The sequence below is a fragment of the Methylomonas sp. MgM2 genome, from assembly GCF_054172045.1.
The window spans coordinates 1-22,724 of sequence record NZ_JBSYXO010000028.1 but is presented as its reverse complement, the minus strand read 5'-3'; the positions used below and the strand labels follow the sequence as shown (position 1 = coordinate 22,724).

22 protein-coding genes and 1 pseudogene are annotated in these 22,724 nt (G+C 53.0%); 12 read left to right on the top strand and 11 right to left on the bottom strand.

All coding sequences use genetic code 11. From position 1 onward, the window contains the following. The 7 genes and pseudogenes from ACW73I_RS17565 to ACW73I_RS17535 form a co-directional block, all read right to left on the bottom strand. A pseudogene (locus ACW73I_RS17565) lies at positions 1 to 792 on the bottom strand (ion transporter). A gap of 128 nt (positions 793 to 920) precedes the next feature. Continuing rightward, on the bottom strand, positions 921 to 2,936 hold the full coding sequence (asnB, locus tag ACW73I_RS17560) for an asparagine synthase (glutamine-hydrolyzing) (protein ID WP_458030732.1): 2,016 nt from the start codon (positions 2,934 to 2,936) through the stop codon (positions 921 to 923). A 114-nt stretch (positions 2,937 to 3,050) separates the two neighbouring features. Next, complete coding sequence (locus ACW73I_RS17555) at positions 3,051 to 4,133, bottom strand: aspartate/ornithine carbamoyltransferase family protein (protein WP_458030731.1); 1,083 nt, start codon at positions 4,131 to 4,133, stop codon at positions 3,051 to 3,053. A 115-nt stretch (positions 4,134 to 4,248) separates the two neighbouring features. Continuing rightward, a complete protein-coding gene (locus tag ACW73I_RS17550) occupies positions 4,249 to 5,691 on the bottom strand; it encodes a sodium:solute symporter family protein (protein ID WP_458030730.1) in 1,443 nt (480 codons plus the stop codon). Beyond that, positions 5,691 to 6,428, bottom strand: coding sequence for a cysteine hydrolase family protein (locus ACW73I_RS17545; RefSeq protein ID WP_458030729.1), 738 nt, complete (start codon positions 6,426 to 6,428; stop codon positions 5,691 to 5,693). The genes ACW73I_RS17550 and ACW73I_RS17545 overlap by 1 nt, the downstream gene beginning before the upstream one ends. Continuing rightward, on the bottom strand, positions 6,425 to 7,666 hold the full coding sequence (locus ACW73I_RS17540) for an allantoate amidohydrolase (RefSeq protein ID WP_458030728.1): 1,242 nt from the start codon (positions 7,664 to 7,666) through the stop codon (positions 6,425 to 6,427). The genes ACW73I_RS17545 and ACW73I_RS17540 overlap by 4 nt, the downstream gene beginning before the upstream one ends. Continuing rightward, positions 7,666 to 8,028 (bottom strand): hypothetical protein, encoded by a 363-nt coding sequence (locus ACW73I_RS17535; RefSeq protein ID WP_458030727.1) that lies wholly within the window; start codon positions 8,026 to 8,028, stop codon positions 7,666 to 7,668. The genes ACW73I_RS17540 and ACW73I_RS17535 overlap by 1 nt, the downstream gene beginning before the upstream one ends. A 381-nt stretch (positions 8,029 to 8,409) precedes the next feature. On the opposite strand from ACW73I_RS17535, the gene ACW73I_RS17530 reads away from it, so the two are divergent. The 10 genes from ACW73I_RS17530 to ACW73I_RS17485 all read left to right on the top strand — a co-directional run bounded on the left by ACW73I_RS17530 (position 8,410) and on the right by ACW73I_RS17485 (position 16,362). Next, the gene (locus tag ACW73I_RS17530) at positions 8,410 to 9,768 is read left to right on the top strand and encodes a sigma-54 interaction domain-containing protein (protein WP_458030726.1); all 1,359 of its coding nucleotides are present in this window, start codon (positions 8,410 to 8,412) and stop codon (positions 9,766 to 9,768) included. 247 nt (positions 9,769 to 10,015) lie between these two features. Continuing rightward, entirely contained in the window at positions 10,016 to 11,422 is a 1,407-nt protein-coding gene (locus tag ACW73I_RS17525; protein WP_458030725.1) for a hypothetical protein, read from the top strand. Positions 11,423 to 11,544: 122 nt separating this feature from the next. Beyond that, the gene (locus tag ACW73I_RS17520) at positions 11,545 to 12,096 is read left to right on the top strand and encodes an FMN-binding protein (RefSeq protein ID WP_458030724.1); all 552 of its coding nucleotides are present in this window, start codon (positions 11,545 to 11,547) and stop codon (positions 12,094 to 12,096) included. Next, positions 12,096 to 12,584 carry a hypothetical protein gene (locus ACW73I_RS17515; protein ID WP_458030723.1) on the top strand — a complete coding sequence of 163 codons (489 nt, stop codon included), beginning with the start codon at positions 12,096 to 12,098 and terminating at the stop codon, positions 12,582 to 12,584. The genes ACW73I_RS17520 and ACW73I_RS17515 overlap by 1 nt, the downstream gene beginning before the upstream one ends. An 89-nt stretch (positions 12,585 to 12,673) precedes the next feature. After that, positions 12,674 to 13,219 carry a nucleoside triphosphate pyrophosphohydrolase family protein gene (locus ACW73I_RS17510; protein ID WP_458030722.1) on the top strand — a complete coding sequence of 182 codons (546 nt, stop codon included), beginning with the start codon at positions 12,674 to 12,676 and terminating at the stop codon, positions 13,217 to 13,219. 3 nt (positions 13,220 to 13,222) lie between these two features. Next, a complete protein-coding gene (locus ACW73I_RS17505; protein WP_458030721.1) occupies positions 13,223 to 14,101 on the top strand; it encodes an NAD(P)-dependent oxidoreductase in 879 nt (292 codons plus the stop codon). Further along, positions 14,101 to 14,874, top strand: a complete 774-nt coding sequence (locus ACW73I_RS17500) for a hydroxypyruvate isomerase family protein (RefSeq protein WP_458030720.1) — start codon at positions 14,101 to 14,103, stop codon at positions 14,872 to 14,874. The genes ACW73I_RS17505 and ACW73I_RS17500 overlap by 1 nt, the downstream gene beginning before the upstream one ends. Before the next feature lie 54 nt (positions 14,875 to 14,928). Beyond that, a complete protein-coding gene (locus tag ACW73I_RS17495) occupies positions 14,929 to 15,306 on the top strand; it encodes a VOC family protein (RefSeq protein WP_458030719.1) in 378 nt (125 codons plus the stop codon). A 4-nt stretch (positions 15,307 to 15,310) separates the two neighbouring features. Further along, a complete protein-coding gene (locus ACW73I_RS17490) occupies positions 15,311 to 15,847 on the top strand; it encodes a hypothetical protein (protein ID WP_458030718.1) in 537 nt (178 codons plus the stop codon). Further along, on the top strand, positions 15,823 to 16,362 hold the full coding sequence (locus tag ACW73I_RS17485) for a hypothetical protein (RefSeq protein WP_458030717.1): 540 nt from the start codon (positions 15,823 to 15,825) through the stop codon (positions 16,360 to 16,362). Before ACW73I_RS17490 ends, ACW73I_RS17485 begins: the two co-directional genes overlap by 25 nt. Here ACW73I_RS17485 and trkA read toward each other — a convergent pair. Then, positions 16,359 to 17,714: a Trk system potassium transporter TrkA gene (gene trkA, locus ACW73I_RS17480; RefSeq protein ID WP_458030716.1), complete on the bottom strand. Its 1,356-nt coding sequence runs from the start codon at positions 17,712 to 17,714 to the stop codon at positions 16,359 to 16,361. The two genes, ACW73I_RS17485 and trkA, sit on opposite strands and share 4 nt — an antisense overlap. Positions 17,715 to 18,041: 327 nt before the next feature. Here trkA and cobD point away from each other — a divergent pair, with 327 nt between their 5' ends. Then, positions 18,042 to 19,028 (top strand): threonine-phosphate decarboxylase CobD, encoded by a 987-nt coding sequence (gene cobD / locus ACW73I_RS17475; protein ID WP_458030715.1) that lies wholly within the window; start codon positions 18,042 to 18,044, stop codon positions 19,026 to 19,028. Between the two features lie 200 nt (positions 19,029 to 19,228). Here the strand turns inward: cobD and ACW73I_RS17470 are convergent, their stop codons facing one another. Continuing rightward, complete coding sequence (locus tag ACW73I_RS17470) at positions 19,229 to 21,139, bottom strand: tetratricopeptide repeat protein (RefSeq protein ID WP_458030714.1); 1,911 nt, start codon at positions 21,137 to 21,139, stop codon at positions 19,229 to 19,231. A 7-nt stretch (positions 21,140 to 21,146) separates the two neighbouring features. Then, positions 21,147 to 21,584, bottom strand: coding sequence for a pilin (locus tag ACW73I_RS17465; RefSeq protein ID WP_458030713.1), 438 nt, complete (start codon positions 21,582 to 21,584; stop codon positions 21,147 to 21,149). A gap of 397 nt (positions 21,585 to 21,981) precedes the next feature. Here ACW73I_RS17465 and ACW73I_RS17460 point away from each other — a divergent pair, with 397 nt between their 5' ends. Further along, positions 21,982 to 22,494, top strand: a complete 513-nt coding sequence (locus ACW73I_RS17460; protein ID WP_458030712.1) for a tetratricopeptide repeat protein — start codon at positions 21,982 to 21,984, stop codon at positions 22,492 to 22,494. 40 nt (positions 22,495 to 22,534) lie between these two features. On the opposite strand, the gene ACW73I_RS17455 is transcribed toward ACW73I_RS17460, so the two are convergent. Then, on the bottom strand, positions 22,535 to 22,724 hold a 190-nt coding region (locus ACW73I_RS17455), incomplete at its 5' end, for a hypothetical protein (protein WP_458030711.1).

Sequence of the window (22,724 nt, the reverse complement as noted above, 5' to 3'; positions counted from 1 at the left end):
TTAAATAGGCAAATCATGGCCGCAATATTTACAAAACCTGGCGTCGTTCTGATGGCCGATGGCGCCACAGTGAGTGCAAGCATCATTACGCAGGTTGGCCCGTTGCATGGCTTTTACCACCTCTACGCCGTAGATACCGGTCGGAACCGCGATGATGCCGTATCCAATGATCATCATGACGGAGGCGACGAATTGCCCGAATGCGCTGGCGGGGGCAATATCGCCGTAACCCACCGTGGTTAAAGTGACAATCGCCCAATACATGCTGCGCGGTATGGAGGTAAATCCGGACGCTTTGCCTTCGATCGCGTACATTAACGCGCCGCAAATCACCACCAGCATTGACACCGTGGAAAGAAAGACCGTGATTTTTTGCCGTGAATTGGTCAAGGCGGTGACCAGAATAGCCGCTTCGCTCGAATAGACAGACAATTTCAACACCCTGAAAATACGTAGCAAGCGTAATGCGCGCACTTACTGAGCGCCTGGAAAGAACAGAGCGGTATGGCTTGGCAAAATCGATAAAAAATCGACGATACCGGAAAAACTCCGCATATAAAGCCAGGGTCGTTGGACATAGCGTATGCGCAGGACATATTCGGCGCTAAATAATGCCGTAAATGTCCATTCCAGGCTGGAGAGCAGTTGCGCATGCCGGCTTCTAACATCATCGATGCTATCCAGCATGACGACCAAGATGCTGAGGCAAATCATAGCGATCATCGCAAGATCAAACCGCCGCCCGGTCGGCGTTTCGGAATGAAATATCACTTCGCTGAGTCTTTTTTCCATGGTAAGCCGTTCACAATTCGGAACATCAAATTGATTGCGGCTAGCTTTTAAAAATGTCTGATCGAGTTTGACCTACTACGGTTTATTCTAGCGAAACAGGTATCCCCCGATCAGTAGCTTCTACTCGATTACACAAGCCAGCCCAGATCCTTGGCCCGGTTTTGCGCCACGGCCGGAATATCCTGCTCGACGAAATGGCTGTGCAATACCTGCACGCCGATCAGGTGATTGATCACCGCATCCAGCTGCACCTTGGTGGCCGCCGCGGTATCGTCGGCTTCGTGTAACTCGAAGATGGCCTTGACCCCGTCCTTGTCCAGCAAGCCGGCTTTTTCGATCGCTTCATCGGACAAATACTTGTCGGCCAATTGTTTCATGGCCTGCCATTTCTTGGGATCGGTATGGGCCGGCGGCGCCATGAAGGCGAATTTCTCGCGCTCGTACAGGGTTTTGGGCAAGAGGCCCTTCATCGCTTCGCGCAGCACGTATTTTTCGGTGCGGCCTTTGATCCGCATCGAAGGCGGCAGTTTTGTCGCCAGTTCGGCCAGGTGGTGATCCAGAAACGGCGGGCGCGCCTCCATTGAATTGGCCATATCGACCCGGTCGCCGCCCCAGGTCAGGATTTGGCCTTCCAGCATGGTCTTGATCCAGACGTATTGGGTTTTATCGAGTGGATGCCGGTTTTCCAGCATGTCGGCGTCCAGCGCGTCGGCAATGGCCTTGCCGGGTTGATAGCCGTCGGTTTGGGCGCGCAGATCGGGATGCAGCAAGCCGGGCACGTGTTCGGCGGCCGCCAGCCAGGGCTGCAAGCAGCTGGGGGTGAAGCCGACCAGTTTATCCAAGGCCTCGTCGTGCAGCTCGTTTTCGGCCAGCATCGCGCCTTTGAATAATTTGTTGCTTTCGCCCAGCATGGCTTCCCATTCCTTGCGCTCCTCGGGCGATAGGGTGTCCAGACCATGCAGGAACATGTCGCGCCGGAACGCCGGATAGCCGGAAAACAATTCGTCGGAGCCTTCGCCGGTGACGACGACTTTATAGCCAGCTTGCTTGACGTGGCGGCTCATCAATAATTTGGCGACGCCCAAGGTGTTGTAGATCGTACGCTCGGCGTGCCACAGGGTTTCTTCGAAGTTGTCGTACAGGTGGCCGGCGTCCAGGCGCATGATGTCTTGGTCGGCGCCCACGCTTTCCGCCATTTCGGCGGCGATGACGCTTTCGTCGTATTCGGCGTCGTCGAAGCCTATCGTGAAGGCCTTGACCGGCGATTGCTGGCTGGCGGCGGCCATGCCCAAGGTCGAACAGGAATCGATGCCGCCGGACAAGTAACAGGCCACCGGCACGTCGGCTTCCAGCCTTAACTGCACGGCTTCCAGCAATTTTTCGCGCACCGCCTCGATGTAAAACGATTCGGGCCGGGATTCGTCGCGTTCGCCCAATTTGGGATAGTCCATGTCCCAGTATTTTTTATCCCGGATTTCGAAGCCGCCTTGGCCGTCGCGTTCGATGACGACCGCGTGGCCGGGCTTGACCTGGTGTATGCCGGCAAAGGCCGTGGTGCCGGGCACCATGGTTTGCATGAGTTGGTGGTAAACCCCTTCGGCGCTGAACTTGCGCGGCACTTCCGGGTGGGCGAACAAGACCTTCAGTTCTGAGCCGAACGCCAGGGTGCCGTTCCGTTCCGTCCAATACAGCGGCTTGATGCCGAAGCGGTCGCGCACCAGCATCAGCCGGTCTTTTTTCTTGTCGTACAAGGCGAAGGCGAATTCGCCGCGGCAGTGCTTCAAGGTTTCGTCCAGGCCGTAGCGCTGGTATAAATGCAGCACCAGTTCCGAGTCGCTTTTGGATTGAAAGCGGGCGCCGCGCGTGGTCAGGTCGGCTCTGATGCGCTTGTAATCGTAAAGCTCGCCGTTTTGGGTCAGCATCAATTCGCCGTCGGACGACAAGAAGGGCTGGCGGCCGCGCCGTTCGTTCAGGTCGATGATGGATAGCCGGGCATGGGCGAAACCGATGCCGCGGTCGCTCATGGTTTTGACGCCGAAGCCGTCCGGGCCGCGGTGGTATTGTATGGCGGCCATGTTGGCCAGGATTTGGGGGTCGACCGGTTTGGCCGGTTCTGCGTGCATATAGCCTGCGATTCCGCACATGGTTGTTTACCTTGTTAAGTGATTCCGAAAAAGGTTGGATTCACAAAAAACAGGAAAAGACTCCGGGGAATGATTTCGTGTTTTTTGTGGGTTTTGTGATTGCGATAGTTATCGTTACAGCAGTTCGGGCGGCGTGTCTATGACTTGCGCCACCCGCTGCACCACGCTGGTCAATAGAGCCATGCGTATGAACACCGCGCCTCGGGCCTGGGCGAAATACCAATTATGCGGGGTGTTGTCCAAGTCGGTATCCAGCTCGGCGCCGCGCGCCAAAGGATGCATGATGATGGCGCCGGCTTTCAACGGCGAAGCGGCATTCAGCTTCAAATCCTTGCCCAGTTTTTCGAAACTGTCGCCCACCCAGGCGATGGAATTGATGTACACCACGTCCAAATCGGGTAATTCGGCATTCAGCGATTGGCTGATCTTGATGTTCAGGCCTGCTTGTTCCAATTCTTCCCGCTGTTCGGGGTCGAAAGGCTGTGTCTGATCGGAAATGATCACGATCTCGTGTATGGCCTGCGGAAACAGCGACAGCATCAATAGCAGCGAGCGCACGGTCCGCATGCGGCTGGGCAGGCCGATGATGCCTATGCGGATTTTGTCGGCCTCGGCGACTTCCGGCTCTATCAATTGCGGACGCCATTTGAAGATGGCATAGAGGTCGGTCAAGGCCTGAGTCGGATGCTCGTCTATGCCGTTGCCGGCGTTGACGATCGGTATGCGCAGGGAAGGCAGCATGTCGTAGATCGCCTGTTCGCGGGTATCTCTGAGCACGACGACGTCGCCGTAGTGGTTGAACATCTCGGCCACGTCCTGCAAGGACTCGCCCTTGGCGATCCCGGTCGTGGCCGGATCGGTGATGCTCATGACGTCGCCGCCCAGCCTGTGCCACGCGCTTTCGAAGGACAAGCGGGTGCGGGTGCTGGGTTCGTAAAAGGCGTTGATCAGAATCTTGCCTTTCAGCGGCAGCGGAAAGATATTGGAGGTTACTTCGTAGTAGGCGGCAAACCGGCATAGTTGTGCAATTTTGGCCCTGTCGAACTGCCTGGCCGAGACGATGGGCAGGCCGGCCAGCGCGACCAGCGGTTCCGGGTCTTCGATGACGATATGCATCAGTTTTTTCGGACGCTCTATGCCATCGCGCCATTTGGCCGGTTTGACGGATTCGCGTAATAGGGACGGAACGGGTTTCACCACAAGACTCCTTTGATCCAGTCACGTATGAAAAGAAAAAGTAAAATAATAGGCGCGGCGACGGTAAGCGCCAACGCACTGCCGACCATAACGGATAAGAAAGTGGCGGAAATCATCATGCGTTTTCGGCCTCGTTTAAGCGTTGCCAGTCGTAGGCGTGCGGGCGCAAATAGGTTGAACTCAGCACGATCAGCATCGAAACGGCGGTGGAGACCAGCGCGGCCACGTAGAAACCGATTTGAAAATAGGCGATCAAACCGGCCGCGGTGCCGAACAGCATCGCAAAAGCCGCACCCGTGGGATTGACCTGTTTCCAGTAAAGACCGGTCAGTATCGGCCAGATCGTGCTGGCGACGAAAGCGCCCATGAAGAACAGCAATTCGCCTAGGGTGGTCAGGCGCGGCATGCACAATAGCCAGGTCACGACGCCTAGAGCGATGATGACGAATTTGGCGGCCACGCGCAGTTCCGCTTCGTCGGCGTCCGGGCGCAGATGGCCTTTATAAATATCCTGGGTGATCAGGTCCGCGGTGGCGGCCAGCAAGGAATCCAAGCTGGACGCCAGCGCGGCGAACACGACGATGAATACGATAATCGCGCCGCCGATGCCCATCAGCTTGGCGGCGATCATCGGCCCGACCATGTCGGCGGCGGGTACGTTCAAGCCGAGGGCCGGCGTGGCCAGCGCCACGAAACCGGCGACGATCGGAATAGGAAACCAGAGCAAACCGGCCAGGATGTAGGCGCGAAAGCCGACGCCGGGACCGAAGGCAAAGGCCCGGCTCCACCAGACGTTGGAGTGGAAGATTTCGCCGACCCCGAAAAACAGGTTGTTGAACAAAAACATCAAGGCGGCCGGCAATAACAGGTTCAATAGTTCCGGCCGCTGTTCGCGCACCGTGGCGTGTATGCGCTCGAAGCCGACTTCGTTGATTGCAAACCAGGCCAGCACGATGATGCCGAGCAATATGACCACGGTCTGGATAAAGTCGGTGCCGATCACCGCTTTCAGGCCGCCGAGCAGCGTATAAATGACGCAAATGCTTAGAATGACGCTCATGCCGATGCGGTAATCGATGCCGCTCAAGGCGTTGATCAACACGCCGCCGGCCATGCCCAGGCTGATCAGCCAGCCCATGCCGTAGGCGAAGGAAATCAGCAGATAAATGCGCCAGGCCGGTTTGCCGTAACGCAGGCGGAAAAAATCGCCGCTGGTGTAAGCGTTGGGCATCAGGTCGCGGATGCGTTGCGCCATCGGAGCGAACAGCAACAAGCCGACCGAGCCCAAGGAATAACCGATCATGCCCCAGATGCCCAACTGCAAGGCCAGCTGAGGCGCCGCCATCGTGGTGTTGCTGGTGACCCAGGTGGCCATCGCGGTGGCCGAAGCCAGCGCCAGCCCGACTTTACGTCCGGCCAGCATATAGTTGTCCAAGCCGGTGTTGTTTCGGCCCAGCCACCAGCCGATCGCGATCCATAAGGTGCTGAAAGCGCCGATGATGAGCCAGGCGATTTCAATCGGCAGGATCGCGGACTGTTGATCCAACATCGCTTCCATTAGCCGGCCTCGACCAATTCGACCAATTCGGCCAGTTCGGCCAAGGCCTCTTCGGTGCTCAAGACGCGGGCGTAGCGGTCTTTCATCGTGGTGATCGTGGCTTGTTGCAATTCCGGCGTCACCGTGGCGCAGGCGTCGGAAATCAGCGTGACATGGAAGCCGCGGTCGCAGGCGTCGCGGATCGCGGTCGATACGCATTCGTTGCTGTATACGCCGACGATGAACAAGCCGGTAATGCCCAGATTGCGCAGCAGATATTCGATATTGGTGGAGTTGAACACGCCGCTGGCGGTTTTGTTGATGATGATTTCATCGCCGATAGGCGCAACTTGCTCCAGAAACTCGGCTTCCTTGGAGCCGGGAGGCGCGTGCAGATTCAGGCGCTTATGACCGGGGCCGCGGTCGCGGCCGTCCCTGGTCAAAGACTGAATACGGGTATGAATGACTTCCAACCCGCAAGCGCGGAAGCCGCCTTGTAGTTTGTGGACATTGGGCAAAACTAGCTCTTCCAACCGGTTGAAGTAATATTCCTGGGCTTCTATCGGCACGCCGGATTTTTCCGCGTCGGCGAATACGCCCCAACCCGGCGCGGCATCGAGGTACTGCAAGTCTATGCAGAGCAAGGCCGTGTGGTGTTGTTTTAGCGAGGCCGTGACCGCCGGTGCTTCCGCGATCGATTCCCGGTAGGCCTCCGCCAACGGGTCGACGTTGATATAGTTGGTGTGTTTCAGTGTCATGGTTGGTTTGCCAGTTGATAAAGCGTATTCAGCAGCACGTTGGCGCCGTTGACGATGTCCTGCCAGTCGCTCCATTCGGCCGGTGAATGACTGCGGCCGCCCTTGCTGGGGATGAAAATCAGGCCGCTGCGCGTGAATCCGGCCATGATTTGGGTGTCGTGCGCCGCGCCGCTGCCCATGCGGGTATGATTGATGCCCAGACTGGTCGCGACGCTATCCAAGGTCCGGCAGATATCGGGATCGCAGGTAACGGGCGGGATGTTGCTGAGTATGTCGAACTCGAACATCAGCTGCCGGCGGCGGGCGATTTCGGATAGCGATCGGCGTAAGGCATCGGTCACGGTTTGCAGGCTATCCGCATCGCAGTCGCGAATGTCCAGGGAAAACTCGGCCAGGCCCGGCACCACATTGGCCGCGCCGGGCGACAATTCCACCCGGCCTATGGTTGCGACGCTGCGGGGGCTGCCGTGGTTTTCCAGCAGTCCGGGCAGGCCGCAGGCGAATTCGGCCAGTCCTTGAAACGCATCGCGCCGCATGTCCATCGGCGTGGCACCGGCATGGGCGGCTTGGCCGATCAGACGTACGTTCCATTTGTTCAGGCCGTTGATCGCGTCGACCACGCCCAAGTGTAGGCGTTGTTGCTCCAGGATGGGGCCTTGTTCGATGTGCAGTTCGACGAAGGCATGTATGCTGTACGGCCGGCGCGCGGCGCTCAATGCGTCCATCGCGTTGAGACCGTGCTCGGCCATTGCTTCGGTGAGCGTGACGCCATTGAGGTCGCGGGCTTGGAACAGCGTGTCAGGCGTCAAGCGTCCGCAGATGGCGCTGGAGCCCAGGATGCCGCCGAAACGGCCTTCTTCGTCGGAAAAGGCCACGGCCTCCAGCGGCCTGTTTAGTTTGACGTCGAGTTCCTTCAGGCGACGCAGACATTCCAGGCCCGCCAGTACGCCCAAGGCGCCGTCCAGATGACCGCCGCCCGGCACCGAATCCAGATGCGAACCGGTCATCACGCTGGGCTTGGTTTCGTCCCAGGCCAGCCTGGCATGTATATTGGCGGCCCCGTCCTGATAAACCGTCAAGCCGGCGTCTTCGATTTGCCGTTTCAACCAGCCGCGCGCTTCCATATCGGCCGCGCTGAAGGCGGGACGGTATATGCCTTGGTCTTCGCCGCGGCCTATGGTCGACAGGACTTCTATGTCTTGCTGTAGTCGTTTGGCATCGATGCTTGGCAGATCCATTAACCTTCCTTACAGCGTACGCCTTTAAGTAAAACGGCCAACATCGCGACGAACATGCCGGCGCCCAGTCCGAAGAAAGCGAAGGCTTTGGCTAGGGAATGATGTTGAACGCTGACCTTGAGCGGTTCACTCCACGCTTGTCCGTTACCGCGTATCCGGTAGAAATAGTCGCCGTCCGGCAAACCGCTGACGACGGTGGCTTGGTCCGGGCCTTGGTAGATCGTCACGGCGTCAGCAAAATCGAGGTTGGATGCTTGTTGAAGTTGGAACGATCCGTCCGATTCATCATGCCAGCGAAGTTGAAAGTAGCCGGCGGTTGCTAGTTTTGTATCGCTATTAATCTTGGGTGATGCACAGGCCATGCTGCCTGACAGAAGACCGCCGACAAGCAAGCTGATGGTTAAGCGTTTTAGGCGTTCCTTGCTGAAAATTCCTGTTTTAAGGCATAAATGCCTGAATATAAAGATAGTGGTTCCTTAGCTCGACTATGTCTATTCCGGCAAATTGTATATCGCTATTCGGCTAATGCATCGCGACATACCGCTGTGGTCGGTGAACGATTGGCTGGATAACCGTGCCGAATTTAGCGTCATTTGGACCTGCGAGGCTTTTTTATTAAAACAAATGAGCACAAAAAGTCAAACCCCGGGAAATTTGGAGGTGAGAACCACAGAGTTGGTTTGTTTCAAACTGACTCATCGTGATACGTTAATCCATCGCTTTGAAACTAATGGTGTAACTACGTGAGTCAAATTTCCCCTTTTTTTAACCGCTGGCTGAGTCAGATCGGCCCAGACCGAGTCGTCGCTATTTTGACCGAATTGGTTGATGCCGGCGCAGTGTTCGTGATTGATGCCGGCGGCAAGATATTGTTTTGGAGCAAGGGCGCGGAAAATCTGTTCGGGCGGACCGCCGAATCGGTGCTGGGAAGGAACTGTACCGAGGCTTTGGGGTGCGAGGAAGGTAGCGATCCTTGCGGGCTGGCGGAACACGGCAGCATCAAATCGCAGATGGTGGCTTTGAAAAGGCCGAATGGCGGGGCAGTCAATTGTTATCGCACCGCGCGGGCGTTTTTCGACGCCAGTGGTGAGTTTGCCGGTGCGATCGAGTTTTTACAGCCGCGCGCGGCAGTCGTGCCCGCGACGGATACGCAAGATCAGTACGATAGTTTTCACGGTATCTTATCGCGCGATCCCGCTATGCGGCAGGCCATCAAAATCATCCGCAATGTCGCTGAAACAGAGGCTACTGTATTGATACGAGGCGAATCCGGAACCGGCAAGGAGTTAGTTGCGCAGGCCTTGCATCTGGAAAGTACTCGCCGAGACAAGCCGTTTTTGGCTATCAACTGTGCGGCATTAACGCCCAGTTTGCTTGAAAGCGAGTTATTCGGTCACGTTAAAGGGGCATTCACCGGAGCTGTGCGTAACCATGCCGGCCTGTTTCAACGTGCCAATGGCGGCACCTTGTTTCTGGACGAAGTTGCCGAGTTGCCGATGGAACTGCAAGCCAAACTATTGCGTGTATTGCAGGAACAAAGTTTTATTCCTGTCGGTGGCGATAGTTCGATTCATGTCGACGTGCGCATCATCGCCGCGACGCACCGTTCTCTTAGGGAGGAAGTCAAAGCAGGTCGTTTTCGCGAAGACCTGATGTATCGGCTGCGTGTCGTTCCGGTATTCCTGCCACCCTTGCGCGAGCGCCGCCAGGATGTCAATTTGCTGTTGTGGCACAGCATTCAGAAGCACAATCAACAAGGCCCGCGCCATGTCGACAGCATCGCACCGGAGGCAATGCGCCCTTTATTAGACTATCGTTGGCCGGGTAATGTAAGGGAGCTGAAAAACGTCGTCGAGTATGCCTTTGCGGTGGGACGAGGCAATGAAATTACCTTAGATGACTTGCCGCCGGAATTTCGGGAAACCCAGACAAACAAGGGGAATTCAGACGTAGCGCTCCAGCGTATTCGACATCTGAACGAAGCCGAATTGATCCGCGAAGCCTTGCATGCATGCAAGGGTCATTTGACCTCGGCCGCGCACTATGCCGGCATGAGTAGAGCAACATTTTGGCGTAAACGGAAGAAATATCAGATTGAGTGATTGCGAGGGAACGCAACGTTGTTTCCGAATCACTAATATCGATTTTGGTATACGCTGTTATCTGACAACAAAGCATTTTGTTGGCGTGCTTGAATCGGCCGCCTGGAAAGTGGATGCACACCGTCGCTTAAAGTAATGCAAGCAATTCACCGGGAAAAGTACTATCTAAAAAAACAAAGATGAGAATCATTTGCATTAGCGCTATATATAGTTTTATACTGAACTTAACTTTTCATTGGAGAGCGATATGAACTTTAAGACTTCAGAATTGGCGGTAGCGATTGCGCTGCTAGCGGTAAACTCGGTCGGCAACGCGGCCAACGCACCGGCCCAAAAGCCACAAACGATGGAAGAAATGTGGAAGATCATTCAGGCCCAGCAACAGCAAATCGATACGATGACCAAAAAATTGGAAGCCGTATCGGAGAAAAAAGCGGCTCCTGAAACGGATGTCAGCCAGATCGAGCGAAAAACCGACGTGTTGACCGAAGAACTGGAAAAACTGCGTACCGAATTGGTCATTCCGGAAAAAACCGAATATAAGAGTGAGTACGGCATGGCTCCCGCCGCGTCGAAGGTCTATCACGTGAATAAGGGGCTATCGATTGGGGGCTACGGCGAGGCTTTCTATCAGGCGAATCTTGACGACAAGAGTACGAATTCCGATGGAACGGTCAACAACTCCAATAATGCCGATTTTCAGCGTTTCGTGCTTTATACGGGTTATAAGTTTAACGATCGCATTTTGTTCAATAGTGAGATCGAATTTGAACATTCCTCGACAGGTAAAGACGGAGAGGTATCGGTTGAGTTCGCCGCACTCGATTTTTTCATTGATCCAATGGCCAATGCGCGTGCAGGTATGGTGTTGATGCCCATGGGCTTTATCAACCAGATTCATGAGCCGCCGTTCTTCTTTGGCAATCAGCGTCCGATAACCGAGCGCTATATTATTCCTTCCACCTGGCGTGAAATCGGTGCGGGTTTGTTCGGCGAACTTGCGCCCGGTTTGACCTATACAACCTATGCGGTGAATGGTTTGGATGCGATGGGTTTTACTTCTAACGGTATTCGCGGTGGCCGTCAGAGTGGCAGCGAAGTATTGGCCGAAGATTTGGCCTACGTAGGTCGTGTGGATTATATTCCCGATTTCGTGCCGGGCGTATCGATTGGCGCTTCGGCTTATTTGGGTAATTCAGGGCAAAACCAGACATACGACGGGGTGAAGGCCAACGTATTCACCCAGCTGTATGAGGCGCATGTGCAATGGAAATATCGCGGCCTGGAGTTCCGTACCTTGGGTTCGTGGGGCCATATCGACGACGCTGCCGTGTTGAGTCAGTATCAGGGAGAAACGGTGGGTTCCTCGAACTACGGCTGGTATAGCGAAATTGGCTACGACGTCATGCCGCATTTGTTTGCCGAGTCCGCTCAATATCTGGCGCCGTTCTTCCGATATGAACACATCGATACGATTGCGAGCGCACCGACGGGATGGAGCGATGACCCAAGTAAAGACAAGCAGGTCTTCCAGGTCGGTCTTAACTATAAACCGATTCCGAACGTCGTCATTAAAGCCGATTACCGCAACTTTGTGCAAAAAGCCGGATCAGCACCGGACGACTTTAATTTGGGTCTAGGCTTCATTTTTTAAAACAAAGGGCGTCGTTTGTTGATGCCCTGGGAAATTGTGCCGGCTGTGGATGCCAAATCGTTTGGCAAATCCACAGCCAATCTCTATCATAACGGGTTCATCTTCAGATTGGCCCGATTTTTATGCAGATATTGAAACGTATTCGACCGTTATTGCTTTGGCTTAGTTTGGCGGCTTTCTTAACGCCCGGGTTCGCAACCGTCTATTACAGCAAGGAAGAAGCCATGCAACTGGCTTTTGGAGACGATGCCACGGTTGAGATGAAATCGCTATTCCCGACCGACGAGGAAGTCGCAAAGATTGAACAATTGTCCAAAGTCAAAATGGAGTCCAAGCTGTTTAGTTTTTATGTTGGGAAAAAGCAGGGACAGATTGTCGGCTATGCGGCGATAGAATCGCACAATGTCCGCACCAAACCGGAAACCTTGCTGGTGGTCCTCGATCCCGAGGGCAACTTACAGAAAGTCGTCACGCTGGCGTTCCACGAGCCCCCGGAATATCAGCCGCCGGAACGTTGGTATGCCCAATTGCTCAATCATGGTCTGGATGAATTGAGATACGGTAAGGATATTCAAGGTATCACCGGTGCAACCCTCAGCAGCCGTGCCGCAATCGATAGCGCACGCAAGGTGTTGGCCATATTCGAAGTCATGCTCAAACAGCCTCAAAACTAATGCGCTTTTTCGTTACCGGTGAACAAAATCGCCAGATACTGATCAATACCTTAATTCTGATGTTTTTGGTTTATGTCGTGTTACTGTGGCTTAGTAACGGATTAATGTATTTTCATAAAATGGATTTAAGTACGGACTCGGTAATCACGTATTATTTGGGCTCGGAACAAGAATTCACCCAGCCTAAAAGTTACCAAAGCTTGTTGGAAGTCACCCATTTCCATTTGTTCGCGATGGGGATGTTGGTATTGACTCTGACGCATTTGATGTTGATGACGCATTTGCCGACCTTGCTTAAAGTTTGGTTAAGCGTGGTGGTCTACGCTTCCGCCATTGCCGATGAAGCGGCCGGCTGGCTGGTGCGTTATGCGCATCCCGGTTTCGCTTATTTCAAAATAGGCGCGTTTTTGCTGCTGGAAGCGTCGTTAGCGGTATTAACCGTGGTCGTTATTGTATCGCTGATTCAGTCCCGTCGTCGTATGCATTAGCATTGATCGGTGGGCAAAAAAGCGTTGCCCAGCCTACTGACTTATACTATGCAACGAGAACATTCATTTCTGAACGGGGAGGATAGGCCATGAACAAACATTTAGAAAAAGTCAGAGAATTCCACGACCGATTCGGGATAGAACAAGCGGAACATTCCGAAACCGTGCATTTGTCGGATATGGATATCGTCATGCGCCAAGCGTTGTTGATGGATTGCGGTAGTGAAACGTTCAAAGCCATTACTTCGGGTGACTTGGCCAAAATTTTGGCTGGATTGGTCGATTTGGCCTATAACGCATTGGCTGCGATTGCATGCCGGGGCGAGGATGTGGTTAAGACCTCGGTTAGTTGGCGCCAGGACGGTTCCGTGCTGTCCATCATGCGGGTGTTGGCCGATAAAATAAATGACTGTGCGTCCGGAGAGAGTGTTCATTATTCGGCGCTGTACAATATTACCGAACAACTGGCTAGAGGCTTTGTGAATGCCGATTTCGATAAAGCATTCAGTATCGTGCATGAGAATGTGATGAAAAGTGCGGTCGACACCGGCAGTGCCGGACGCGACTACAGCCGGCGCCTAGCAAAGGAAACCCTGCCTGAGGCGCCGGATCTAAGTGACGCGCTGTACGAATAGGCCATGACACAAACAATGCCGACTTTAGGTTTCATCGGCATCGGGCTGATGGGCAGGCCGATGACTTTGCGTCTGCTGCAGGCCGGTTTTACGGTCAATGTTTGGAATCGCAGTTCCGAAAAACTTTCGGCCGTAGCGCAAGCGGGGGCGTCGGTTTACGAAAATATTCCGGATTTAGTGCATGCTTCCGATGTCATTTTATTGTGTCTGGCCGATACTTCGGTAGTCGAGGCTATCGCCAACGATTATCTGTTGCTGCATGGCGGCAAGGATAAATTAGTCGTTGATTTGTCCAGCATAGATCCCGAGATTACCCGGCAGCTTGCGTTCCGTATCCGACAGCAATGCGGTATGCGCTGGGTTGATGCGCCGGTTTCGGGCGGAACGGTTGGCGCCGAACAAGGCACATTGGCCATTATGGCCGGCGGAGAGATAGACGATATCGCGATTGCCCGCGAAGTGTTGAAACCTCTGTACAGCCGCTTGACTCACATGGGGTCGGTAGGCAGCGGTCAGGTCACCAAGATCTGTAATCAGATGATAGTCGGCTGCAATGTGTTGGTCATTGCGGAAATGATGGCGCTGGCGCAGAAATCAGGCGTCGATGGCAGCAAGATTCCCGAGGCGCTGGCCGGCGGTTTTGCCGATTCCAAGCCTTTGCAAATCGTTGGGCCGGAAATGGCCGCTGCACAATTCGAGCCGGTCAAATGGCGGGTCAAAACCTTGTTGAAGGATTTAAACATGGCGGGAAGTCTAGCCAAGGACCAGAACAGTCCGATACCGATGTCGGGCCTGGCGGCGCAATTGATGCAGTTACACGGCACGCAAGGATTTCTCGAGCACGATCCTTCGACATTGATCAAGCTATATCGGAAAGCCTGATGCTGCGCTTTTCCGCCAATCTCAGCCTGTTGTTTACCGAATTGCCTTTGTTGCAGCGCTTTCATGCGGCCAAACAGTGCGGTTTCGACGCGGTGGAAATTCAATTTCCCTACGAGTTGCCTGCCGAGCATATCCGGGAAGCGTTGCAGCGGTACGATCTAAAACTGGTTTTGTTTAACGTCGATGCCGACACCTTATTGCAAGGCGGCGAAGGCCTGGCAGCCGTGCCGGAGAAACAGGCCCGGTTTCGCCGGGCGGTAGCGCAGACGCTGGAATACGCAAGCCTGTTAAAACCGGATGTGATCAACGTGTTGCCCGGCCGATGTCGTAATCCGCACCGATTAAACGAATACCGGCAAACCTTTCTAGCTAACCTGCTCTATGCGGCCGATACCTTCGCGGAGATCGGCGTGACAACCGTATTCGAAGCCGTCAACAGTATCGATATGCCCGGTTTTATCGTTGATAGCGGCAAGGCGATGCTGGAGGTATTGCACGACTTGAATCACCCCGGTCTGCGCCTGCAATACGATATTTATCATATGAGCCGGATGCATGAGGATTGCCCGGGATTTTTAAAAGAACATATCCATCAAATAGGCCATATCCAGTTCGCCGATTGTCCCGGAAGAGCTCAGCCGGGTACGGGCGGGCTTGATTTTGACTCACTGTTTAATCTCATCGCCGATTTGGCGTATAACGGATGGGTCGGCGCTGAATATAAACCGCTTGGAAACAGTGTAGACAGTCTTAGTTGGTTTAAATCCGATTAAGGCTATCCCTTAGCCGCGATATAATACGCCGGCGAAAACGAAGGGTAAAAACTCATGTCTAAATTTGATCTCACCATACACCACGCCAGCTTAATCGTTTCCGATACCGAGCAGTCTCTGCGGTTTTACCGGGATGTTTTGGGTATGAAGCCTACGGAACGTCCCGACTTGCCGTTTCCGGGAGCATGGTTAACACTCGGCGATCAACAGATTCATTTACTGCAGCTGGATAATCCTGATCCCACCACCGGGCGGCCGGCGCACGGCGGCCGCGACCGCCATGTTGCAATGCATTGTAATTCTGTTGACGCCTTGAAGGAGACGCTGGAAGCCGCCGGCATCGCTTATACGGCCAGCATTTCCGGACGCAAGGCTTTGTTTTGCCGGGATAGAGACGGTAATGCTCTGGAGTTTATCGAGCGCCCTGGTTGAAGCAATGTTCGCAAATATCTTGCGTGGCGTATTATTGGCGTTTGCCACTGCCGTAACATTACTGCTTATGGGGTTTACGGTTTGGCAGTTCGGTATGGTTTGGTTGGCTACCGGGCTTTACACCGTGGCCGCCAAGGCTATCTTGCTGGCATTCGCGCTTTTATTGTTATTACATGTTGGTTTGATCCTGCAAGGCTTTTATCAGGGAGTGGCTCTGTATTTCCGCCGGGAAGCCATAGCTTTGCGTCGAGCGGCAATGTTACAGATACGTCAGCATGATTTAAGGCAGCGTTTCCTGTTGGAGAAACGCCAATTGCATTATTTGAGTCAATTAAAGCGGCAACGTCTACTATTTACCGACGACAGAAAGCATAACGTTGAGTTGTTTAGAGCGATCAATGCCGAGTTTAAGTGTTGCTTGGAGCCAATGAATTACAAAACGGTGCGCAAAGAACTCATACATCATCACAAACAAGCCAATACGCACGCAATGTTGGCTTTGCGTAAGCAAGTACTATGTCAGTCGTCCAGCGTTGGTTAAATGGTACGTTGAAGTTTTGGCGCGATCAAAAGGACGAGCATCTGCGCTGGCAGCAAGCCAGACAGCCCGATTCGGCGGAATTGCGAAGATCCAGGGTTTTGGCCGAGCAGGCATTGCTAACCGAGCTAAAGAAACAAGCACAGGTTTTGGAACAGGAACTGAAGCTTAATCAAGCTAAGTATGACAATGAATTGGCGATGGTAAAAATCCAGTGTAAACAGGATTTAAAGGACTACCAGCAATATTTGGAGGCGCTGGACCAACTTAAACGCTCGTTGCGCGACAGTTACGCGCATTTGCCGGAGGCCGTCGCTTACACGATTCATCATCACGCCAAACAATTGTTGAACCGGATGTGGGATGCGCGGGAACCGCAGGAAAAGATAAAGATCGAGATGCAGCTGATTCAGTTTTTAACGGCCGTGCATGAAGACAGCCTATCCTCCTCATTGAACCGTGGCGGTAATGGGATGTTGCCGAACAAGGCTTTAGCCTTCATCGGCAGGGATAGTTAAATCGGCTGAAAATAGCCTTCGATGGCTTTGATTAGTTTTTTATTCAATGCGAACATGACGACGTGATCGCCTTCGGCAAATACGGTGTCGTGATGTATGGCAATGACCTCTCCATCGCGGATCAAGGCCCCCAAAATGACCCCTTCCGGTATATTAATTTGGTCGACCCTAAGACCGACAACGGATGGCGCATTCTTGCTGCGATGAGCAATCGCTTCGATCGCTTCGGCGGAGCCGCCGCATACCGAACTAACGCCGACTACGTCACCCTTTCTGACATGTTTTAGAATTCCACCCAAGGTCTCCAGCTTGGGTTGAATCGCCAAATCGATTTCGGTGCCGTCCAATAATTTTAAATAGGAGTTATTGTTAATCAAACAAATCGCTTTTTTGGCGCCGAGTTTTTTGGCTAGGCCGGCCGAAATCAAGTTGATGCCGTCGTTATTGGTAATTGCGCAGAACAAATCCACGTCTTCTACCATCTCTTCGTGCAGCAAGGACTCGTCGGTGCAGTCGCCGTGCAAAATCATGGTATTGCGTAAATCGTTGGCGATCTCCTTGGCGCGGCTTATGTCTTGCTCTATGACTTTGACGTGATAATTATTCTCCAGAGCTAAAGCCAGTCTTTTGCCGACATGACCGCCTCCCGCCAGCATGATGGATTTGATCGGCGCTTCCAGCTTGTGCAATTCCACTAGCGTCTTGCGCACCTTGTCGCGCGGACACACGAAAAACACCTCGTCGCCGGAGGAAATGACGGCCGACCCGTTCACGGGTATGGCCTTGCCGTCGCGAAAAATGGCAGCTATCCGTATCATGCTGTCGGCCAATTTTTCTTTGACGGCTTGGATTCGCTTGCCGGTCAGAAAGCCGGCTTGCGCCACGCGAATCGAAAACAAACGCACTAAACCATCGGCAAATTCGGAAACATGCAGCGCGCCGGGGTATTTGATTAGATTGTGAATGGCTTCGGTGACCACTTGCTCGGGACTGATGACGATGTCGATGCCGCCGGGCCGAAATAATTCGGGATGGTTAAGAAAATCGATGGCGCGAACGCGGGCGATGGTTTTCGGTCGTTCGTACAAAGTATTGATGACCTGGCAGGCCAGCATGTTGGTTTCGTCGCGATCGGTCACAGCGATGACCATGTCCGCCGTACGCACCCCCGCTTGTTCCAATGTGGTAGGGTGAGCTGCGTTGCCTTCTATCGTGGCTATATCCAATCGGCCTTTTAGCGCGGAAAGCAAATGCGGCTTTTGATCGATGACGACAATGTCGTTTTCTTCACTGGCTAATGCGCCTGCAACCGAAGAGCCGGTCACACCGGCGCCAAGAATGACGATTTTCATGAAAACTTAGAGAGATAGATGAGAATAATGTTGTGGGGGGAGGGCAAAATACGAGTCGTTGCCGTCGAAAGCGGCAAATTATACGCCGATGGTTTATGGTGTCCATGCTAAACCGGCCGGCGGATACAACTGCGCCGAACGGCGGACGCGATTCGGCAATAGCTGAAGCTATCGCACTCCGTTAGGCGGCGGAGTGAAAAAGCTTCAGCTTTTCCCTGGCGATGATGAAACGGAAGCAACCGCCCCGGAAAAAGAAAGAGGGTTGTAGGAGAGACGCTGTCGCTCCTGCCATGGTTTTCACAGTAACGATCAAACACGGAGAATGCCTTGCTTGAACACGGAGGGCGCTTGCATCGCGCCGCAAGCCAGTATGGAATACCCTTGTCGGAATGGCTCGATTTATCGACCGGCATCAATCCCAATGGATGGCCGGTACCGCAATTGCCGCCAAAGATTTGGCAAAGGTTGCCGGAAGAAGACGATGAGCTACTCCCCGCGGCGCGCCGGTATTATCAATGCGAATCCTTACTAGCGGTGGCCGGCTCGCAAGCCGCGATTCAAACGCTGCCGTTATTGCGGCCTAAGTCGAATGTCGGTGTGCTGCATCCGGCTTACGCCGAGCATGCCGCCAATTGGCTGCGAGCCCGGCATCGAGTGACTACTATCAAAGAAACGGAGATCGATTCCAGTCTGCACGAACTGGACGTTTTGATCGTCATAAATCCGAATAACCCTACAGGCACATTGTGGCCGCGCCGCCGGTTACTGGATTGGCATCGGCAACTCAGCCATAAAGGCGGCTGGCTGATTGTCGATGAAGCGTTTATCGATGTGTTCCCCGGTGATTTCAGCTTGTGTCCCTTGCCGGTACAAAAAGGACTGATAGTGCTGCGTTCGGTAGGAAAATTTTTCGGATTGGCCGGCATACGCTGCGGGTTCGTGATTGCGGAAAGTGCTTTGCTGAAAGCGCTACAACATCTCTTGGGGCCGTGGACGATTAGTCATCCTGGACGTTACGTGGCGGCCATGGCGTTGAGCGATACCGAATGGCAACAAACTGCTATAGCGGCCTTGCAACAACAGAGCCAGCGCCTGCAACGGTTACTGACCGACAGCGGTTGGTCGCCCGACGGCGGTTGCGCATTGTTTCAGTGGGTCAAGCGCGAGGCGGCCGCCCACTTGCATCAAGGCCTTGCCCGACAAGGAATATTGACCCGTTTGTTTACCGACCCTATCAGTGTGCGTTTCGGATTGCCGCCCGACGAAGCAGCATGGCGGCGGTTGGAGCAAGCTCTAGCGCTTGCCGAGCAATAGCTGAAGCTATTGCACTCCAGCGGGAGCGAAAAAGCTTTAGCTTTTTCCGGGAAACCCCTGAATGCGACGCTGGAGTTCTTTCTAGCCGAGAATACGGGGTTTTTACGATACTCCCCGGCGCGGAAACGATGCACAGAGCCTGAGTTTTGCCTTGGATTTATGGTGTTCGTTTCCACGTTTCCGCGTGGGAATCGGGAAATCTAAGGGGCTTTACTAAGTTCGAGCTGTTTTTTGATTGTATTGATTCGACTTTCCCTTGGTAACCATACCCTTAAATCGTTTGCGTATTTGATTCTTGCCCGCTCTATGATTTGCAGGCTTTCTTCTTTATCGCCGGCCATGGCATAAAACCGCGCTTTTAAAATGAGAAAGTCCAAACTGGCGATATTTTCCGGAAATTGATCGAGCGCCTTTGCCGCTTCCGAATACCTGCCGGACGCGTTTAAGCTAAGTGCTAAGAGCACGATAAAATCGTCTTTTTGAGAGCCGTAATCCTTATTGTTGATTAAAAGCTCTATATATTCTTGATATTGATCCCAAGAAAGATTCGGGCAGTTTCCGTTTTTCTTGAATTCGTAAATCTGATGCCAAGCGTCCAGCGTGCCTCGGTCAAACCGGCCGGCTTGCAGCCGCTGTTTGATGGCTTTGGCTTGAGGCAGTATCACATTACTATCCAAACAACTCAGCATGACCAATTGGCTGTAGGTGCCCGGATAGCCCGGCCATTTTTGTTCGATAGACTGCAATAATAAGGTGGAAGTGGCGTAGTCTTCGATATTGGCGAAGTAGGCGGCCGCTTCTTGATGCGCTCTTAGCGAGTGCGGACGCTCGGTCAATGCCGAAATTGCCAAAGCACCGGGGCTGCTCCAAGTCGATATTTCGGCCCCATACACCAAAATATGGCCGCCTGCCGCCATAGCCAATAAAGCAGTCGATCCGTATTTGAGTAGCGTTTGCCGTGTATCTGAAAGCGTGTTCGTTCTTGCATTGAGTTCGACCGTGGTTCCGATTATGCCCATGATGATTCCCAAGCTAGGCAAGTAGTTTCGATGCTCGAAATATAATTCCAAACCGAAAACGGTCGATTCGAGCAAATGGCCGGCTAAAAACCAAAAAACGCCGAATGCAAAAAAAACGGCACGTCTTCTAAGGAAAAAGGCCAAGGCGAATAAGGCTGACCAAAAACAGACCGCTTGTATGCCGATAAAAGACTCGAACAGGTTTTTATAAACAGGATAGCCGTCGTTGAAAATATTCAATTTTCCCGGTGTGGGCAGCAAAATATGATTCAGGTAATCCTGCAGAATCACCGTTTCGGTCAACAAGCGTTCATAAGGACCGAATTCGGGGCGCGTATGTTGACCGAGACCGATACAAAGATAGGCGATGACGGTTAATGACGGCAAAATCCCGAAAATAATGATCCACCAGTTCCACAGCTTGGACTTGTATTGCTCGGGTATCAACAAAGCATAAACCACGCTGAGATAGAGTCCGGAAAGTATGGCGTTTTCCTTGGACAAAATGCCGCAAACATACGTAATCAGCAGGCCTAGCGTGGCATAGGCCAAGCCGGTGTTCGAACGCTGTTTGACGCCCCATAAAAACGCCGCGATACCGATCAAGGAAAACAACCCGGCCAACAGCGTCATGCGCTGCACGACGTAAAATACCGTGCTGATATTCAAGGGAAGAAACAACCAGAATATCAATACGCTGCCGGCAAAAATGAAGACATGGCGTTGGGGCCAGTTTCTGATTCGGCCGATCAGATAGCAGCAGGCGTAGACCAGCCAGGCGTTGACAACCTGAATAATCAGGCCGGCGAGTTTGAAAGGATAAGGATTATCGGGCCAGTCCTGCGCTTGTAACGCGAAACTCAGTAAGCTGATAGGGCGGCCCAATTCGCTGGCGGCTCCGCTAAGGCTGAACAATGATAATTGGCCGTGTATCTTGACCTGATCAAGTCCTGCCAGGTTAGGCCAGTCGTCCAGGATGAATCCGCCGGCCAAACCGGGGCGGCTGATCCAACAGTAAGCCAGAGTAATGGCGATCAAAAAAAACCCCTGCGTTAGCAGGGGTTCGTTGGTTTTGTGCTCTTTTATGAGCATATTAGTATTATTTGCACATGCTTGGTTGCATGCCGGTAGGAACGCTTCCGCAGCCCCAGGTGAAATCATTGGTGCCGGTATTGAAAGTCATTACGATAGAAGTGCCGGCAAGTTTAGGGTTAATGCTTCCGGCGGTCGATTTGAATGTCGCAGTATAAGTGCCGGCTGTAGTGTCAGCAGCAATTCCAGATACATATTTTCCTTGGGTTGTTGGGCTACCGAGTTGGGCGATGGTAGGGAACGTTCCATAAGTGCCGTAATATTCGGCAACAGGCGTTTTTAAACCGCCTAGGAGTTCCGCACCCTCGGCGGCTTGGGATCTTCCTAGATAGTCCTGATAAGCCGGAATCGCAATTGCAGCCAGGATACCGATGATCGCTACGACGATCATCAATTCGATCAAGGTAAAACCTTGTTGTACTTTGTTCATGGGTAGTGTGTTCATGGAGTTATCCTCATGGGGTGAAAAAGTTCGAAATGACTAAAGCAGTTTGTGTGCCAATGTTTATTTATTAAAAAATGGTAATGCTTGTGTATTTATAAGTATTTGAAATATATCTACATTGCTTGCGGGCAAGCTCGGATCGACTTTCTATCGCTCGAAGAACGCCCTAAGAAAAAACAAAGATGCCGGTTGATATTGATCGGGATTCGCCGTCTGGCAGATAGTTGGCTGTGCCAGACCGGATTTTGCCGGAAAAATTTGTCTGCCAAGTGCCGGTTTGGGGCCGGAATGATGCTAAGCTTGCTCGTGCCGGTTTAAAAACGACACGATATTGATTGTTTCCGGTAACAGTTAATAAAACACAAACGCTTTTTTATAGGCATACAAGGCTATTGGTATGAGTAATTTCCCGAATATCAGTCTGCAAGCCGCGATGACTCTGACCGAATGGAGCGAGCGCACGATCAGGCGCCGTATTGCCGATGGTACTTTGACGTGCGCGGAGGAAAGCGGAACGTACAATAAGACGCTGATTCGTTTTGAATCGATTGAGCGGGACTTGTGTATCCCCTTGTCGTCCGACGATGTCGAATTGGTCGAACAGGCGGATGCGGGGGTGGCGGCCGCTCAAAACGACTTGGGCCTGGTTTTCGTATCGCACGGGAAGTGGAAGAGCGCTATCTATTGGTTGGAGGCGGCGGCTAAACAGAATTTTCCGGATGCGATGCAATGGTTGGGTGAGTGTTATTTAAACGGCCTCGGGGTCGAAAAGGACCGGCATTTGGCCGTCATGTGGATTGCCAAAGCAGCGTCGTTAGGGCATGCGATTGCAAAGTTGCAGATAGAAGCAATGCGGCCGGGCGCGGATGGTGTTGGTGCAAGTTTTAAAGACCGCCTGGAGCTAACATGAGCGGTTTTGCAATACAAGCCGTTTGGTGCGATAGCTAAAGCTATCGCACTCCGTGTTGCTTTTGGGAGTAAAAAGCTTTAGCTTTTTTAGAGGGGTCGGCGATTGCAATAGCTAGAACTTTGCGCTTCGTGTTGTTTTTCGGAGTAAAAAGCTTTAGCAGGCTGTTGAAATTTGCCGCCATACCTTCGGTTTCGACGCCATTTTTTGAAGCGCCGGGTGGTCTGCTAGCC